Origin of the sequence: Psychrobacillus sp. NPDC096623 (assembly GCF_044762655.1) — a bacterium.
Lineage (GTDB): Bacteria > Bacillota > Bacilli > Bacillales_A > Planococcaceae > Psychrobacillus.
Genome location: NZ_JBIWER010000001.1, coordinates 273,660 through 291,093, shown reverse-complemented (window position 1 = coordinate 291,093; position 17,434 = coordinate 273,660). Strand labels below are relative to the sequence as shown.

The 17,434-nt window shown below is 36.6% G+C and carries 18 protein-coding genes; 12 read left to right on the top strand and 6 right to left on the bottom strand.

From position 1 onward, the window contains the following. Positions 1–190: 190 nt before the first annotated feature. The 3 genes from ACIQX2_RS01470 to ACIQX2_RS01460 all read left to right on the top strand — a co-directional run bounded on the left by ACIQX2_RS01470 (position 191) and on the right by ACIQX2_RS01460 (position 2,164). Entirely contained in the window at positions 191–1,006 is an 816-nt protein-coding gene (locus tag ACIQX2_RS01470) for a polysaccharide deacetylase family protein (protein WP_402847472.1), read from the top strand. Between the two features lie 109 nt (positions 1,007–1,115). After that, positions 1,116–1,493, top strand: a complete 378-nt coding sequence (locus tag ACIQX2_RS01465) for a CidA/LrgA family protein (RefSeq protein WP_402846201.1) — start codon at positions 1,116–1,118, stop codon at positions 1,491–1,493. After that, on the top strand, positions 1,490–2,164 hold the full coding sequence (locus ACIQX2_RS01460) for an LrgB family protein (protein ID WP_402846199.1): 675 nt from the start codon (positions 1,490–1,492) through the stop codon (positions 2,162–2,164). Before ACIQX2_RS01465 ends, ACIQX2_RS01460 begins: the two co-directional genes overlap by 4 nt. A 57-nt stretch (positions 2,165–2,221) precedes the next feature. Here ACIQX2_RS01460 and ACIQX2_RS01455 read toward each other — a convergent pair whose 3' ends face one another. Continuing rightward, a complete protein-coding gene (locus ACIQX2_RS01455; RefSeq protein ID WP_402846197.1) occupies positions 2,222–3,691 on the bottom strand; it encodes an aminotransferase class I/II-fold pyridoxal phosphate-dependent enzyme in 1,470 nt (489 codons plus the stop codon). Between the two features lie 140 nt (positions 3,692–3,831). Between ACIQX2_RS01455 and ACIQX2_RS01450 the strand changes: the two genes are divergently transcribed. Both ACIQX2_RS01450 and ACIQX2_RS01445 read left to right on the top strand, forming a co-directional pair. Then, a complete protein-coding gene (locus ACIQX2_RS01450) occupies positions 3,832–4,788 on the top strand; it encodes an NAD(P)H-dependent flavin oxidoreductase (RefSeq protein ID WP_402846195.1) in 957 nt (318 codons plus the stop codon). A gap of 16 nt (positions 4,789–4,804) precedes the next feature. Then, positions 4,805–5,074: a UPF0223 family protein gene (locus ACIQX2_RS01445; protein ID WP_402846192.1), complete on the top strand. Its 270-nt coding sequence runs from the start codon at positions 4,805–4,807 to the stop codon at positions 5,072–5,074. Between the two features lie 44 nt (positions 5,075–5,118). Here the strand turns inward: ACIQX2_RS01445 and ACIQX2_RS01440 are convergent, their stop codons facing one another. Continuing rightward, the gene (locus ACIQX2_RS01440) at positions 5,119–5,748 is read right to left on the bottom strand and encodes a YktB family protein (protein WP_402846189.1); all 630 of its coding nucleotides are present in this window, start codon (positions 5,746–5,748) and stop codon (positions 5,119–5,121) included. A 157-nt stretch (positions 5,749–5,905) separates the two neighbouring features. Between ACIQX2_RS01440 and ACIQX2_RS01435 the strand changes: the two genes are divergently transcribed. Next, a complete protein-coding gene (locus tag ACIQX2_RS01435) occupies positions 5,906–6,103 on the top strand; it encodes a hypothetical protein (RefSeq protein WP_093059843.1) in 198 nt (65 codons plus the stop codon). Between the two features lie 105 nt (positions 6,104–6,208). Beyond that, positions 6,209–7,000, top strand: coding sequence for an inositol monophosphatase family protein (locus ACIQX2_RS01430; RefSeq protein ID WP_402846186.1), 792 nt, complete (start codon positions 6,209–6,211; stop codon positions 6,998–7,000). A gap of 31 nt (positions 7,001–7,031) precedes the next feature. On the opposite strand, the gene ACIQX2_RS01425 is transcribed toward ACIQX2_RS01430, so the two are convergent. Further along, the gene (locus ACIQX2_RS01425; protein ID WP_402846184.1) at positions 7,032–7,217 is read right to left on the bottom strand and encodes a YlaF family protein; all 186 of its coding nucleotides are present in this window, start codon (positions 7,215–7,217) and stop codon (positions 7,032–7,034) included. 104 nt (positions 7,218–7,321) lie between these two features. Here ACIQX2_RS01425 and typA point away from each other — a divergent pair, with 104 nt between their 5' ends. Both typA and ACIQX2_RS01415 read left to right on the top strand, forming a co-directional pair. Continuing rightward, positions 7,322–9,169 (top strand): translational GTPase TypA, encoded by a 1,848-nt coding sequence (typA, locus tag ACIQX2_RS01420; RefSeq protein WP_402846182.1) that lies wholly within the window; start codon positions 7,322–7,324, stop codon positions 9,167–9,169. Between the two features lie 21 nt (positions 9,170–9,190). After that, positions 9,191–9,517, top strand: a complete 327-nt coding sequence (locus tag ACIQX2_RS01415) for a YlaH-like family protein (protein ID WP_402846180.1) — start codon at positions 9,191–9,193, stop codon at positions 9,515–9,517. A gap of 606 nt (positions 9,518–10,123) precedes the next feature. On the opposite strand, the gene ACIQX2_RS01410 is transcribed toward ACIQX2_RS01415, so the two are convergent. Both ACIQX2_RS01410 and ACIQX2_RS01405 read right to left on the bottom strand, forming a co-directional pair. After that, positions 10,124–10,327 (bottom strand): YlaI family protein, encoded by a 204-nt coding sequence (locus ACIQX2_RS01410; RefSeq protein ID WP_402846178.1) that lies wholly within the window; start codon positions 10,325–10,327, stop codon positions 10,124–10,126. Between the two features lie 11 nt (positions 10,328–10,338). After that, complete coding sequence (locus tag ACIQX2_RS01405) at positions 10,339–10,836, bottom strand: peptidyl-prolyl cis-trans isomerase (protein WP_402846176.1); 498 nt, start codon at positions 10,834–10,836, stop codon at positions 10,339–10,341. A 177-nt stretch (positions 10,837–11,013) separates the two neighbouring features. On the opposite strand from ACIQX2_RS01405, the gene ACIQX2_RS01400 reads away from it, so the two are divergent. The 3 genes from ACIQX2_RS01400 (at position 11,014) to pyc (ending at position 15,978) form a co-directional block, all read left to right on the top strand. Then, positions 11,014–11,295, top strand: coding sequence for an Fpa/YlaN family protein (locus ACIQX2_RS01400; RefSeq protein WP_093059855.1), 282 nt, complete (start codon positions 11,014–11,016; stop codon positions 11,293–11,295). 66 nt (positions 11,296–11,361) lie between these two features. Continuing rightward, positions 11,362–12,525, top strand: coding sequence for an FtsW/RodA/SpoVE family cell cycle protein (locus ACIQX2_RS01395; RefSeq protein WP_402846173.1), 1,164 nt, complete (start codon positions 11,362–11,364; stop codon positions 12,523–12,525). A gap of 12 nt (positions 12,526–12,537) precedes the next feature. Continuing rightward, positions 12,538–15,978 carry a pyruvate carboxylase gene (gene pyc / locus ACIQX2_RS01390; protein WP_402846170.1) on the top strand — a complete coding sequence of 1,147 codons (3,441 nt, stop codon included), beginning with the start codon at positions 12,538–12,540 and terminating at the stop codon, positions 15,976–15,978. A gap of 356 nt (positions 15,979–16,334) precedes the next feature. Here pyc and ACIQX2_RS01385 read toward each other — a convergent pair whose 3' ends face one another. Further along, the gene (locus tag ACIQX2_RS01385) at positions 16,335–17,246 is read right to left on the bottom strand and encodes a COX15/CtaA family protein (RefSeq protein WP_402846167.1); all 912 of its coding nucleotides are present in this window, start codon (positions 17,244–17,246) and stop codon (positions 16,335–16,337) included. Between the last annotated feature and the right edge of the window lie 188 nt (positions 17,247–17,434).

Genomic DNA, 17,434 nt, shown 5'->3' with positions numbered 1-17,434 from the left:
ATGCGACAAGTCTATTTTTAATGTTCAAAATGGGGTTAGTTGAAATTCTGGTCAGTTTAGTTGGAAAAATCAATGCTCAAGTTGGAATAGTAATTTTATTCCATCCACCTTGGATAAAAGTAGTAATAATATACCCTACTATCCAACTCTTTCACCTGTTAAAATATAGTGGAAGGGACAGGTGTTTAGATTGAAACTTACTACTTGGATAATGTCAGCGATAATACTACTTGGACTTTCTGCATGCAGCAATGTAGACGAAAAACCAGAAGTAGAAAAAGAAACCGAAGAAACAACCCCAGTATCACAAGAGCCTGTAATAGAAGAAGTGGAAGAGGTTGTTGAGGAAGAAGTTATTGTGGAGGAGCCTGAACCACTATACCAATTGAACGAAGCAAACTGGACACTCGAGCCGATTAAAGATGCAAATCCGAAAGCAGTGTTACTGACAATCGATGATGCGCCTGATCGATATGCAGTAGAAATGGCAAAAACATTGAAAGAGTTAAGTGCACCGGCTATCTTCTTCGTAAATGGACATTTTATCGATACGGATGAGGAAAAAGCTAATTTAAAGGCTATATACGATATGGGATTTTCTATTGGAAATCATACTCAAACACATGTAAATTTAAAAGATAGCTCTGAAGAACAGCAAAAGGATGAAATTTTGAAAGTTAATGAAACAGTAGAAGCGGTGATAGGTGAAAAGCCTAAATTTTTCCGTGCACCTTTCGGAGTTAACACTGATTTTAGTAGGTCCCTTGTTCTGCAAGAAGGGATGCTTTTAATGAATTGGACGTACGGATATGATTGGGAAAAACAATACATGGATGCAGCGAGTTTAACCAATATTATGGTGAATACTGAATATCTGACGAATGGTGCAAATTTATTAATGCATGATCGTGAGTGGACTGCAGATGCTCTACGAGGTATGGTAGAGGAATTCCGTGCAAAAGACTACGATTTTATTGATCCAACAACGATTAAAGGAATTGAATAATCTAAACACCTTTGGAATATTTCAAAGGTGTTTTTTTACATAGACAGTGTGTTTTATTAGGCGTAAAATTATTCTCTATATATCTATGAGTTTGTCGGAGGTGACATGTATGGTTAAATTTATTCGAATTGTTTTCCAAGTATTTATATTATATTTATTTTCATTTATTGGTTCTTGGGTTGTAGATAGCTTTTCTCTTCAATTTCCTGGTAGTATTGTTGGTTTAATATTACTTTTTGTTTGCTTGTATTTTAAAATCATACCGGTTCAATTTATAAAAGATGGAGCTGGATTTTTATTGGCATTTCTCGCTTTGTTTTTTGTACCCGCAACAGTTGGAATTATGGAGTATCCAGAAATTTTCTCATGGGTTGGTATAGGAATTATTTTATCCATAGTTATTAGCACGATTCTAACTATTATCGTTTCAGGTAAATTTTGCCAGTACCTAGAGAGAAAACTTTTAGAAAAGGAGCAAGTTGAATGATAGCACTTCTGATGATAATCGGAACAATTGTTCTTTTTTATTTAATGACTTTCGTTTATAGAAGATTTACATACCCGTTATTGATTCCTATTTTCTCTACTACGGTATTGCTAGTTCTCATATTAGTTATGAATAAGATTCCTTATGATACATATATGTCGGGTGGGAAGTGGATCAATGAATTATTAGGACCGGCTGTTGTTAGTATGGCCTATCCTCTATATATTCACCGTGAGAAAATTATTAAATATAAGGTTCCAATTTTTTTGAGTGTATTATGTGCTCTTCTTTCCGGTTTAGTTAGCATCACTTTACTTTCTAGGTTGTTGTCATTTGAGGAACATGTTTTATTATCATTATTACCGAAATCCATTACTACACCAGTTGCTATCCCAATTAGTGAGGCAGTAGGTGGGGTTCCGACATTAACAGCTGTGTTCGTTATTTTTGCGGGGCTTGTAGGAGCTATACTGGGACCAATTATCTTCCGAGTTTGTCGTATCGACCAAGCGATAAGTCGAGGGATATCTATTGGTAGTGCATCGCATGGTATTGGTGTTTCCAAACTTACTGAATATGGTGAGGAAACGTTGACAATGGGATCTGTATCGATGACTTTAAGTGCGATATTAGGATCCTTTGTTTGCCCGTTGTTTGCGCTATTAATCTAATATTCTCTGTTAAAGAATGCAAAGAGGAACCCCTGTTTAGGGGTTCCTCTTTAGTTATTAAAATATTGCCTGATGTTCTTTTATGACCTGAATCATTTCAAGTGTGTCGTCTTCTGGTCCTTGCACGGGTAGTCCTGCTTCGATATTCATTGTAATATAATCAATATTACCTTGTGTAATTATTTCCCCGGGAATAAAAATCGGAATACCCGGTGGATAAACCATTACGAATTCTGCAGATATACGTCCACTTGCTTCTTTTAACCTAATAGACTCTGTAGCTGCATAAAAAGCATCTCTAGGTGACATTGCAAGTCCAGGAATTTCGGGAAGTGTAACAGATGGCTCTACGACAACAGCATCTGATTCGTGAGCAGCTACCATTCTTGATAGAGCATTAACGAGTAGATTAACTTCTTTTTTAGTATCTCCAAGCGTTATTAGGCATAGGATATTATACAAATCCGAAAGCTCTACTTCTATATTTGCTTTTTCTCTTAACCAAATTTCAGCCTCATATCCTGTCATTCCTAAATCTTTAACACTTATTAATAGCTTAGTTGGATCCATATCAAACGTAGCGGACGTTTGTAATATTTCTTCCCCAACACAGCGAATATGTGGAATTGCGTTAATACGTTTGCGAGTATCTTTTGCAAGTCGAATAGCATCTCCGATTAAATCCTCTCCGTGAATAGCTAACTGACGACGTGCAGTATCCAATGATGCAAGCAACGGATAAGACGTAGAAGTTGTCGTTAGCATGGACAAGATTGACTGAACACGTTTAGTCGAAACTAAACCCTCTTTGACATTAAGTATAGAGCTTTGTGTCATCGATCCTCCTAATTTGTGGACAGAGGTCGCAGCCATATCTGCACCAGCTTGCATTGCAGAAATAGGAAGCGAATCATGAAAATGAATATGAACGCCATGTGCTTCATCTACTACAACAGGAATTCCTTTTGCATGTGAAAGCTCTACAATTCTTTTAAGATCAGCAGCTAAACCAAAATAAGTAGGATTAATCACTAATAATCCTTTTGCATCTGGATGAGTCTCTAGAGCTTTTTCCACTGACTCTACGGAAATACCATGAGAGATTCCTAATTCTTTATCTACCTCTGGATGGATAAAAACTGGTATTGCGCCTGCAAAGACAATAGCAGACATAATCGATTTATGAACATTTCGTGGAACAAGAATCTTATCTCCAGGTCCACAGATTGTAAGTATCATAGTCATAATAGCACCGCTTGTCCCTTGAACAGAGAAAAATGTTTCATCGGCTCCAAATGCTTCTGCTGCCAATTGTTGTGCTTGTTTAATAACCCCTTTAGGAGAATGTAGATCGTCTAAAGGTGCGATATTGATCAAATCTATTGAAAGTACATTATCTCCAACGAACTCTCGAAACGCAGGATCCATTCCTTTTCCTTTTTTATGCCCAGGAATATGAAACTGGATTGGATGACGATTACGATGCTTAAGTAATGCATCGAATAATGGAGTTTCTAATTGTGACAACGTTCATACCACCTTTAGTTAAAATTTTTAAAACAAAAGAAATTATAGCATCTCATGTTCATTAATACTATTAAAATAATTGCAATTTGTATCAATCGTATAATTTTATTACACTAGTGGTATAAGGGAGGGAGTAAAAAATGACTTTTAGAACTAGGGTAACAGAATTATTAGGTACAAAGCTTCCAATTATTCAAGGCGGTCTAGCTTATTTAGCATACTCTGATTTATGTGCGGCAGTCTCAAATGCTGGGGGACTTGGGCAAGTTACAGCAATGAGCTTGAAAACACCAGACCAGCTAAGAGAGGAAATACATAAAGTACGGAAGTTAACGGATAAACCTTTCGGAGTGAATTTTGCAATTGGTCAAACAGGTAGACCTTATGAACATATGCTACAAATTGCAATCGAGGAAGAAGTTCCAGTAATTTCGATGACTGGAGGGAACCCAGCTCCAATCTTAGACAAACTAGCAAATACATCGACTAAAAAACTAGTGTTAGTTGCAGCTAAACGACAGGCTCAAAAGGCGGAACAGCTGGGAGCAGATGCAGTTATGGTCGTTGGACAAGAAGGTGGAGGACATCTTGGTAGAGATGATGTAGGTTCTATCGTACTTATCCCTCAAGTGGTCGATGCTGTGTCCATTCCGGTTATCGCTTCTGGTGGGATTGCTGATGGTCGTGGATGGATGGCTGCTCATGCACTTGGAGCAGAAGGAATTGAAATGGGGACAAGGTTCATTGCTACAAAAGAGTGTGTGCATGCATCGGTTGCCTATCAAAATTCACTTATAAATAGTGGAGAAATGGACACAGTAGTTATTAAGAAATCTATTGGAGCTCCAGCAAGAGCTATTAAAAATAGTTGGACAGAAACAATTTTAAGTATTGAAAAAGAGAATCCAACATATGATGCTCTTAAGGACTACATTAGCGGTGAGGCAAATAAGCAATTCATTTATGAAGGTGATGAACAAAATGGATTTGGATGGGCAGGCCAATCTGTCGGTTTAATCGAAGATATCCCTTCCGTACAACAACTGTTCAATCGGATGGAAAAACAAGCTTTGGACATACGAAATAAGTGGAAATAATAGGAGGTGGTAACAGATGGAATACACATACCCTTTTTCATTAGACTGGTCAACAGAAGAAATTGTTGATGTCGTTCAATTTTTTGAAGCCATAGAAAAAGCATATGAAAATGGCATCAAACGTGAGGATCTAATGAAAAGATACCGAAGATTTAAAGAAATAGTGCCTTCTATTGCAGAAGAAAAAACATATTTTCGTGAATTTGAAAAAGAAAGTGGTTATGTTAGTTTCCCTATTATTAAAAAGATGAAAGAGCAACCGGACGGTGCTATCATCAAGGGATAAGAAAACCCTCCTATACCCCCCGAATAGGTATAGGAGGATAAAATTTATTTCATCTTAATCATCGTTTTATAAATTGGTATTAAATGATCAAATGTTTCTTCCGCCATTTTTAAAAACTCATCCTCGGAAAGTAGTACTGCTTCTTCCTTACTAATATGACGACCCACTAAAAATTCCGCCTTTTTTACTTCTTTTAAGCGCACTAATAATTGCTCGAGACCTTCTTTCTTTTCCTTTTTTAATAAGGATGCTTCTGGTTTCATATGATCACCGGAAACAATAAAATCTGCAGGCAATTTGTTAAATAACCTTTTTTTCTTTAATAATCGTTCCGCAATGGCTACTTTATCTGGTGCTTCATAGATTACCGCCAATATGATGAAAGCATGGCTGCCCCATAATCCTATTTGGAAATGTGGTAAAGCTTTATATCCTCTTTTATAAGGTGCAAATGCGACCCAGCTATCTTTCGGGGGATTCACAGAACGTCTTGCATGTTTTGCTACATGTGGATAATATTCGGATCCAAGTAATGTAGAAAAATAATGGCTATAATGATTGCCTAATTCCTCAAATTTAGGTCTAACCTTTTCGATTAATGCATCCATTCTGTTTTCAAGTCCATCTATTTGAAAAACATTAAAATCTTCTTCTTTCCAAAATGTTTTGCTCATATGTAAACTCCTTTCAACTTCTATGTTTATTTTATAGGAAATTTGGGTAAAAATCTTGTAAGTAGTATTTTTCAGTAGACATTATTCTTATGGTAGCATATTTTATTATAAAGAATGTTCTGAATATTACGATATAAAATCAGAAGGGGTGGTAGTGATGAGACAGGTAGTGCATATTATTCGAAAAGAAGACATGGAGAAAGAAAAAATCCACACATTAAAAATGGAATTAGACTATGAGCTAGCAACTTTATATGATGCGATGACGAGCAACAATGATAAAGAAATAACTGCTTCCAAAACTCGACTAGCTGAGATTCACCAGCTTTTGGAGGAACTCAATGCTCTCGATTAATGTTCCAATTATAGGAGTACCTTGAAAAACACCTGCTAATGAAAAGACAGCTGGTGTTTTTTTCTTTATACTAAGAGAATAGGCAATAAGAAGGGGTGGGAAAAATTGGATATATACAAAATAGATAAATACACCAAGTCGTTAATAAAAGAAGCAGCACATAATATTAAAGCCTCCTTGACTTCCGAACTCATCATTGAATCGAAGTCTGAAGCAAATGATTTAGTTACTAATATTGATAAAGAGACAGAACAATTTTTTATTAAGCATATTAAAGCTGATTTTCCAGAGCATCGAATATTTGGAGAAGAAGGATTTGGCGATGATATAAAGGATTTAGCAGGTTATGTATGGTTATTAGATCCAATAGATGGAACAACGAATTTCATTCATCAAAAACAAAATTTTGCTATATCGCTAGGTATATATAAAGATGGGATAGGAATTTTAGGGTATATATATAATGTGATGGAGGATACTCTGTTGAGTGGTAGTTTAAATGGGGGTGCCTATTTGAATGACCAACGCTTGCCAATGCTCCATCCGACAACTGTTCAAGAGGCAGTCATTGGGATAAACGCAAGATGGGTAGTGCCAAATAAGTCTGTGCATCATGAAGGGATGGTGAATTTACTAAAAACTGTAAGAGGTACTAGATCACTTGGGTCGGCTGCAATTGAAATTTCTTATGTAGTGACAGGGCGATTAGATGCCTATATGTCTATGCGATTATCACCTTGGGATGTTGCTGGAGGAATGGTACTAGCAAACGAGGTAGGAGCAGTTGTAACGAATTTAGCATTTGAACATCTAGATTTACTAGATGCTGATAGCTTTATCGTTTCTAAACCAGGCTTACATGAACAATTATTAAAAGAATATATAAAATTAAAATAAAATCCAGCAAGATAAGCCTGCTGGATGATATTTATAATAAACCTGAGTCGCGCATTTTTTTCTTTGTCTTGAAACCAAAACCCATTATGATGAACAATAAAATAAGGAATATAAAAATAAGTGGTATATTCCGTAGTGCAACAGCAATTCCGATTAGTGCCATAGATAAAATAGCACCTATGGAATATAGGACGAAAATCCATTTAATATTACCCAAAATGATTACCTCCAAAATAAATGATAAAAAATAATATTACTTTAGTTTTACATGTGATATAATAACACAGTTATGGACTCGAAAAAAGAATATGGAGTGGAAATATGACAAATACACGTCAAGATTTAAGAAATATTGCAATTATAGCACACGTTGACCATGGGAAAACGACATTAGTTGACCAATTATTAAAACAATCAGGTACTTTTCGTTCAAACGAACATGTAGACGAAAGAGCAATGGACTCTGGTGATATAGAACGTGAACGCGGTATTACAATATTAGCAAAGAACACAGCTGTTGATTACAATGGAACACGTATTAATATTCTTGATACACCTGGACATGCCGATTTCGGTGGTGAAGTAGAACGTATCTTGAAAATGGTTGATGGTGTTTTACTAGTTGTCGATGCATATGAAGGTTGTATGCCTCAAACGCGTTTCGTATTGAAAAAAGCATTAGAACAGAAGTTAACGCCAATCGTAGTAGTAAACAAAGTAGATAAAGATTCTGCTCGTCCACTAGAAGTGGTGGATGAAGTTCTAGAATTATTCATAGAATTAGGTGCAGATGAAGACCAGTTAGAATTCCCAGTTGTTTATGCTTCAGGGGTAAATGGTACTGCTTCTTTAGATGAAGATCCTGCTAAACAAGAAGAAAACATGGTTTCTCTTTTTGAAATGATTATTTCAGCAATTCCAGCACCAATTGACAACTCAGAGGAGCCATTACAATTCCAAGTAGCATTACTTGATTATAATGACTATGTAGGTCGTATTGGGATTGGTCGCGTATTCCGCGGTACAATTACAGTTGGTCAACAAATTTCATTGATGAAACTTGATGGCACTGTGAAAAATTACCGTGTAACAAAATTATTTGGTTTCTTTGGTTTAAAACGTGAAGAAATTCAATCAGCAAAAGCTGGGGATTTAATCGCTGTTTCTGGTATGGAAGATATAAACGTAGGGGAAACAGTTTGTCCTACAACGCATCAAGAAGCTTTAGTTCCATTGCGTATTGATGAGCCAACATTACAAATGACTTTCTTGACAAACAACTCACCTTTCGTTGGTCGTGAAGGAAAATGGATTACTTCAAGTAAAATTGAAGAGCGTCTTCGTTCTCAATTAGAAACAGACGTATCTCTACGTGTTGAAGATACAGATTCTCCAGATGCATGGACAGTTTCAGGTCGCGGAGAACTTCACTTGTCGATTCTAATCGAAAATATGCGTCGTGAAGGTTTTGAATTACAAGTATCAAAACCTCAAGTAATTATTCGTGAAATTGATGGGAAAAAGTGTGAACCAATCGAACGTGTACAAATCGATGTACCAGAAGATAGTGTAGGTTCAATTATTGAATCTATGGGTACACGTAAAGGTGAAATGATTGATATGGTCAACAATGGTAGTGGACAAGTTCGATTAATCTTTATGGTTCCTGCTCGTGGGCTAATTGGTTATACAACTGAATTCATGTCAATTACTAAAGGTTATGGTATCATCAACCATACATTTGATAGCTACCAACCAGTAGTTTCTGGTCGTGTTGGTGGACGTCATCAAGGTGTGCTTGTTTCTATGGAAACTGGTAAATCAACAACTTACGGTATGATGGGTATTGAAGACCGTGGTACTTTATTCGTTGAACCAGGTACTGATATTTATGAAGGTATGATCGTCGGAGAAAATAATCGTGATGCTGATATCACTGTAAATATTACAAAAGCAAAACAAAAAACAAATATTCGTTCAGCTAATAAAGACCAAACGAACGTAATTAAAAGACCTCGTATATTAACACTTGAAGAAGCAATTGAGTTCTTAGGGGACGATGAGTATTTAGAAGTAACTCCTATTTCTATTCGTTTACGCAAAAAAATTCTTGAAAAGAGCGAGCGTGAGCGTGTAACGAAGAAAATGAAAAATGCAGAACTTGAATAGAAACTGAAAGGGTGAATAACCTTGGAGGAAAAGCAATTCGTATTTGGTAGAATGTCTAGTATAGCGAGATATATTTATGAGGTTATGCCAAATTTCGATATAGCTGGTTATGTGCTATTTGTTTTAATTTTCTTGCTTTCTGTGCTTGTGTACAAGCTTGGATTTGCAAAGAAATTGCGTTTTAGTCAAAATGTCGTTATTTATGTATTCTTGTTAGTAGGTTGTTTGATGTTGACTTTCCTCGCATTTTTCCTCCCAGTTGTGGAAGGATTAATCGTGGCAGCATTGATCCTAATCATTTATAAAATACGTTTACGACTTGAGAAAAGACAAAGCTCGACTACTTAAATGTAGCCGAGCTTTTTCTTTTTGAACAGGTTTTCTCATGCATGAAAGAATGAATAAATAACTCTATTGATTTGCGTTACAGGTGGGGTAACAAAGACTAGGAGCTCCACATCGTGTGGCAAGGCATTTGTGACCACCGCGGGGTGAGCTTGAACCATCACCGTCGTTTACGCGTCGATGTGGTGTCACATCTATCTCACTCATACCGAAGGAGTTGTAACCTATCACTCCAATCAATAAAGTGAGTCGTACTCCTTAACTAGATAGAGCACAGCATATTGTTTAGATGATGTGATTAGGCAAAGAATCTTTAGTGAATAAAACCTGTTATAATCTCTATTGAATAATCTTCGAGAGCTTCCTTTATAAATAAAAAGCTTCTTTTCTATAGTTATCCTAAAACGCACTTACTTGTCTTTAAGAGTAGTAAAAGGGCGACCGATAGACAAATGTCATAAGCTTACCGAAAAAGGGATGCTAGTTGGTTGTGACGGACGTCACTCGGTAATCATTTAGCAAAACATCTGTCAAAAGACCTGCGAAACGATAAAAACAGGTCTGAAAAGGACTTGTCCTTTTCAAACCTGTTTTTTATATATTAACTCTTTAAAATTCATTTTCAATCAGTCGTGAACTCTTATAGAAAATGAACTTTCCAGTTGCAAGACGTCGGTTTGTTCTTTCTTCAATACGGTCATGACATTCTGGACACATATATGTGTGAATGGGGCGATTTCGTAGCTTCTTAGCCAGCGGTAAATCATCTGGTAGCTCATCTATTCGATCGCAAATAGCGCATTGTACTTTCATCTATACATCTCCTATTCTACACGGAATGCTGTGACAAATTTTATCGGAGCATTAATATTAGAGCCATCTTTTTTTAATATATGCACAGGACCATCCTCACGAAGAGGTTTACCTTTATGACTAAATTTTAATAATAGATTATCTAATTCTTCTAATGAAATTGTATGTTCGCCCTCTGTTGTTTCTACTACAACCTTTGTAGCTTTAGGCAATGGCTCAGCATTTAGGATAAATGGTTTCATATCAATTCCGAAAGTACTTGTTAGTGCTTTTTTTCGTTCATATTTTTTTTCTGTTTGTAAGGTTGGTGGGTTTGTAGATCCTTCGATAATTTCACGTGACCAATGAGCCGATGTGACTTTTGTATATTCCTCTAGCTCATCTTTGTACTCATACTCACCAGAAAAAAACTCATCCAAATCGATTTTACGATCATCGAAAATCCAAACGGTAGGGTCTAAAGTAATATTAAATTTAACTGCACCTTTAACTGGTATGATAAGTTCCAACAAAATTGCCTCCTCTAAACTATCTAATCCTACTTAGTATACCTTTAAATTGAAAAGTTCTAAAGAATATTTAACTATTTCCATAAGTTAAATGATAGAACACTTGCAATTTTTCTGTGCAAAAGATACACTTTAGGGAGATATATAATTAGAAATAATAAAAATGGGGGCGTCCTCATGGATACTAATATACAAATTTCGTATCAAGAAAAAGCTTTAGAGCTTTTGAAAAAAGATGCAGAAAAGATTGCACAGCTTATAAAAGTGCAAATGGATAACTTAACGATGCCTCAATGCCCTCTGTATGAAGAGGTTTTAGACACGCAAATGTTTGGATTATCACGTGAAATAGATTTTGCGGTAAAGCTTGGACTTTTAGAGAAAAGTGATGGAAAAGAGATTGTCGCTTCTCTTGAAAAAGAACTATCTGTTTTGCATGAGATTCATACAGAAAAATAACTATAAAACTCAAACAAACTCACTGTTTGAGTTTTTTTTCTATCTTAAGAAATAGAGGTATAATACATGATTTCATATTTAAAACGATACGCAAGAAATTTCGATTACCCATTAATGTTTATTTACTTAGCCTTATGCTTTTTTGGCTTGGTCATGATTTATAGCGCAAGTATGGGGTGGGCAGTGATGAATTACGGTTGGGAACCTGATCATTTTTTTAACAAGCAAAAAACAAATTTATTGCTTTGTATTCCAGTATTCTTTCTGGCTGCCTTTTTTCCATATAAACATTATAAAAACAAAGCAATGATGAAACTTATGCTCCTCGTTATGTTTACACTTTTATTTTCGGTTCATTTTATAGGTGTAGGAGGAGAGAGTGGTTCGCAAAGTTGGATTGACTTAGGTTTTAACATCCAACCATCCGAAATTGCAAAGCTAGTAATTGTTTTATATTTTGCAGGGATATTTGCAAAAAAATCTGAAAACGGTACATTAGATAAATTAAATGAATCCGTTGGCCCCCCATTACTTGTACTATTTTTTGTCTTTGTGTCTATTATGATGGAGACAGATGTTGGTAATACAATGATTATTAGTTTCGTAGCTATTTCGGTAATTGCGGCTAGCGGAATTAAATTTAAATCATTTTCCAAAATAATCGGATTAATTGGTATAGTTATAGTAGCGGGTCTGTTCGCCATCTATATGATGAAAGATGTATTATTGACTCCCCATCGTAGAGGAAGATTGGAAGCATTTTTTAATCCTTTTGATTACGAGCAAGGGTATGGATACCAAATTGTAAATGGTTATATTGCCATTGGATCAGGTGGTTTGACAGGCTTAGGTTTAGGGAATTCCAACCAAAAGTATGGATATTTGCCCGAGCCACATACTGATTTTATAATGGCTATCATAGCAGAAGAACTTGGACTTATTGGGGTATTAATCGTTTTATGTGGATTGTTCTTTATCGTATTTAAAGCGATTAGTATTGCTTTAGCGACAAGAGATCCTCAAGCACGAATGATTGCTGCGGGGATTGGCAGTATTATAGGGTTTCAAACCTTTATCAATTTAGGAGGTATGCTTGGAATTATCCCGCTGACTGGGGTACCACTCCCATTTATTAGCTATGGGGGTACTTCTATTATTATTTTATCAGCAGCACTTGGGATATTGATGAATGTATCGATGTTCGTGAAGCATGAAAAAAATAGACAATAAGGGGCGAATTGGATGAAAAAGATTAAAAAGATTGTAGTTGCAAATAGAGGAGAAATTGCAATACGTATTTTTCGAGCTTGTACGGAGTTAAACCTTCGTACAGTTGCCATCTATTCTAGAGAGGACAGTGGCTCATTTCACCGGTTTAAATCAGATGAATCCTATTTAGTTGGAGAAGGTAAGAAGCCAATTGATGCTTATTTAGATATTGAAGATATCATTCGAATCGCAAAAGAAAGTAATGCGGATGCAATCCACCCCGGATATGGCTTTCTTTCAGAAAATGTAGACTTTGCAAAAAGATGTGAAGAGGAAGGGATTATTTTCATCGGTCCTACTTCTAAGCATTTAGATATGTTTGGCGATAAAGTGAAGGCTCGTGAACAAGCAGTACTAGCAGGTATTCCAGTTATCCCGGGAAGCGATGGTCCTTTAGATACGGTGGAAGAAGTACGTGAATTCGCGAAAGCTCACGGCTATCCGTTAATGATTAAAGCCGCATTAGGTGGAGGCGGTCGTGGAATGCGTGTTGTTCAATCGGAGGATGAGCTAGCAAGTGCTTATGAACGTGCTAAATCAGAAGCGAAAGCTGCTTTTGGTTCAGATGAAGTGTATGTAGAACGCTGTATTTTCGAGCCTAAGCATATTGAAGTACAAATTCTTGGAGATAGTCAAGGAAATTTAATCCATCTGTATGAACGGGATTGTTCTATTCAAAGAAGACACCAAAAGGTTGTTGAAATAGCACCTTCAAATTCATTAAAATCAGAATTGCGCGACAAAATATGCGATGCGGCTGTACAATTAATGAAAAATGTTTCTTACATAAATGCAGGAACAGTAGAATTTTTAGTAACAGAGGATGAATTCTTTTTTATCGAAGTAAATCCACGCATTCAAGTAGAGCATACGATTACAGAAATGATTACAGGTGTAGATATTGTTCATGCACAGATTAAAATTGCAGATGGTTTAGCTCTTAATAGTGAAGAAATGGGAATTCCAAGTCAGGAAAACATGCCATTATTTGGATTCGCAATTCAATCACGTGTAACAACGGAGGATCCATTAAATAATTTCATGCCTGACACTGGAAAATTAATGGTGTACCGCTCGGGTGGTGGATTTGGTGTACGCTTAGACGCAGGGAACGGTTTCCAAGGGGCTATCATCACTCCTTACTATGACTCTTTGTTAGTGAAAGTTTCTACATGGGGTATGTCCTTTAAAGAGGCAGCAGCCAAAATGGACAGAAATTTGCAGGAGTTCCGAATTAGAGGAATCAAAACGAATATACCGTTTTTAGAAAATGTTGTAAAACATCCAAGCTTTATTTCTGGCCAATTTAATACGAGTTTTATCGATTCTACACCTGAATTATTTTTGTTCCCCAATCGCAAGGACCGTGGTACTAAATTATTGAATTATATAGGGAATGTCACGGTCAATGGTTTCCCAGGTATCGAGAAAAAATCTAAACCTATTTTTGGTACTACTAGAAAACCGAGTTTTGATTTGAGCATAGCGCCTCCAAGTGGGACAAAGCAAATTTTAGAACAACAAGGTGCAGATGGCGTGATCAAATGGGTGAAGGAGCAACAGGGTGTGTTGTTAACCGACACTACTTTCCGAGATGCTCATCAATCTCTATTAGCAACACGGGTCCGATCTCATGACATGTTCGGTATCGCAAAGGAATCTGCACAGGGAATGCATGATTTGTTTTCTTATGAGATGTGGGGAGGAGCAACTTTTGACGTTGCTTACCGATTCTTGAAAGAGAATCCTTGGGATCGATTGATAAAAATGAGACAAATGATTCCGAATGTATTATTCCAAATGTTATTCCGTGGTGCCAACGCAGTAGGATACAAAAATTATCCTGATAATGTTATTAAAGAGTTTATACAAAAGTCTGCAGAAGCGGGTATAGACGTTTTCCGAATCTTTGATAGTCTAAACTGGATAAAAGGGATGGAAGTTGCAATAGATGCAACTAGACAGTCTGGTAAAATCGCTGAAGCCGCATTATGTTACACTGGGGACATTTTAGACGACAGTAGAGACAAATATACAGTTCAATACTACAAAGAGATGGCGAAAGAGTTAGAAAAAGCAGGGGCGCATATTTTAGCGATTAAAGACATGGCTGGATTATTAAAACCAGAGGCAGCCTATCGTCTAGTAAGTGAATTAAAGAGCACCGTTGATATCCCTATCCATCTTCATACGCATGATACGAGTGGTAACGGAGTATTCACATATGCAAAAGCAATAGAAGCCGGAGTAGATATTGTGGATACTGCTTTAGGTGCGATGGCCGGTCTAACTTCCCAACCGAGTGCGAGTAGCTTAAGCTATGCACTGAATGGTTCTAATAGAGAGGTAATAGGAAATATCGATGCTTTTGAAAAAATCTCTTATTACTGGGAGGATGTACGGAAATATTACCAAGATTTCGAAAGTGGTATGATGAGTCCACATACGGAGATATATGTTCATGAGATGCCAGGCGGACAATATAGTAACCTTCAGCAACAAGCAAAAGCTGTAGGACTTGGAGAACGATGGGAAGAAGTAAAAGAAATGTATTCTCGCGTAAATCTATTATTTGGTGATGTGGTGAAAGTTACCCCTTCTTCTAAAGTAGTGGGGGATATGGCGCTATTCATGGTACAAAATAATTTAGATGAGGTTTCAGTCATTACGAGAGGGAAGACAATCGATTTCCCTGATTCTGTTATAGAGTTTTTCGAAGGGTATATTGGACAGCCTTATGGAGGTTTTCCTAAGGAATTACAAAAAGTAATACTAAAGGATCGTGAAGCTATAACAGTGCGTCCAGGGGAATTGCTGGAGCCCGTGAACTTCGAGGAAGTTAAAGAATTGCTGTTTCACAAATTAGAACGTCCTGTTACAAGTCAAGAGATTCTAGCGTATACGCTATATCCAAAGGTTTTTGAAGAGTATAGTGAAATGGATAAAAACTTTGGAGATGTTTCGGTTTTAGATACACCTACATTCCTATACGGATTGAGATTAGGGGAAGAAATCGAAGTTGAAATCGAGGTAGGAAAAACGTTAATCATCAAGCTTGTGTCCATTAGCGAGCCGACCAATGACGGAAACCGTATCATTTACTTCGAATTAAATGGTCAACCACGTGAAATTTCTATTCAGGATATGAATGTGGAAGTTAGTCATTTATCAAAACCGAAGGCAGATTTGACGAATGAGGGTCATATTGGAGCAACTATGCCAGGTACTGTTTTAAAAGTAGCCATTTCAACAGGTAGCAAAGTAAAAAGAGGTCAGCATCTACTCATTACAGAAGCGATGAAAATGGAAACTACAGTCCAAGCACCATTTAATGGAGTTGTAAAAGAGATTCACGTTGTCGCAGGTGAGGCAATAGCAACTGGTGATTTATTAATCGAGATGGAAAAAGAATAACCAATAAGCACAAGGCTGTTAGACTTTCCTGTCTGACAGCCTTTTTTGATGAGTTAATAATGTCCTTACCTGTTTCTAAGAGTTGTGCGAGTGGGACGAATAGATAAAGTGAAACTTCAATCAGTGGGGTTTCTTACCCACTAATTGTTGATTGAACCATTCGGGCATTAACAGGCAGTCATCTGCGGGACTAATGCCATAAGATTACTGAAAAAAAGGGATGCTGGTTGGTTGTGACGGATGTCACAACCAACCAGCATCCCTAAAAATTTACTCGGTAATTATTTTAGCAAAACGATAGAAACAGGTTTTGTCAATAAAGTATCTGGTATCTTTTTGCTCGATTTTTCTCACGTTCAGTTATTCATTTTACTTCTTGATAATAGTAGAATCATATAGCATAACAGACCGAATAATAAGGAAATAAATAATGAATGAAGTAAGGCTAAGTAAAGGTTAAGTTTCGTCAGCACGACTAACATCCCGGTAATTACTTGGCAGGAAACCAATATTAAAGAAATTATCCATCCCCAGTAAATTGCCCGTTGATTTTTATAATTCCGTATTACATGAATTGCTATTATTAAAATCCATATAAATATTAAGCCTGCGGCAGTCCGGTGTCCCATTTGTACCCACTCATATAGATTGGAAGGAAGAGCAAACTGTTCATTATTACATAACGGCCAGTCGTTACATATAAGACTAGATTCTGTATGTCTAACTAATGCGCCGGTGTAAATAACGATATAAGAATATAGTGTTACACCAATTGTATGAAACTTTAACTTTTTTCCGATTCTGATTTTATCTGTATCGAATTTTCGATCAATCTCGAAAACTAATAAGGTTAGTAATAAAACGGAAGCAAATGAAATTAATGAGATTCCAAAATGAAGAGCCAATATAAAATCGCCCTGTCCCCATTTTACCTGAGCTGCTCCTATTAATGCTTGAGCTACTAAGAAAAATACCGCCATAGCCGATAAGAATTTTGTTTCTCGAACATGTCCAAGTGCTTTCCATGCCCAAACAGCTAACGCAACGATTAATATACCAACAGACCCTGTAACTAATCGATGAGAGAATTCGATTAATACTTCAGGTGTTATTACATCGGGAATAAGTTGTCCGTTACAGCCAGGCCAGTGTCTACCGCAGCCCATACCACTATCGGTTTTAGTAACTAATGCTCCTCCTAAAAGAATGAGCAGCATACCAACTGTAGATGCAACAGCTAACCATTTTAAATTTTTATGAATGTGCAATACGCCACCTACTTTATGTATCTTGCTCGTCTTAAAAGACGGTATCTGCTTTTTGATGATATCGAATCATGAAGAAAAATACAATGTATAACCTCAAAACTAATATGAGTGGTTATAATTTTTCACAAATTGTTCATAAATTCGTACCCGAACATTCACAAACAGGACACGAAAATGCATTATTATTG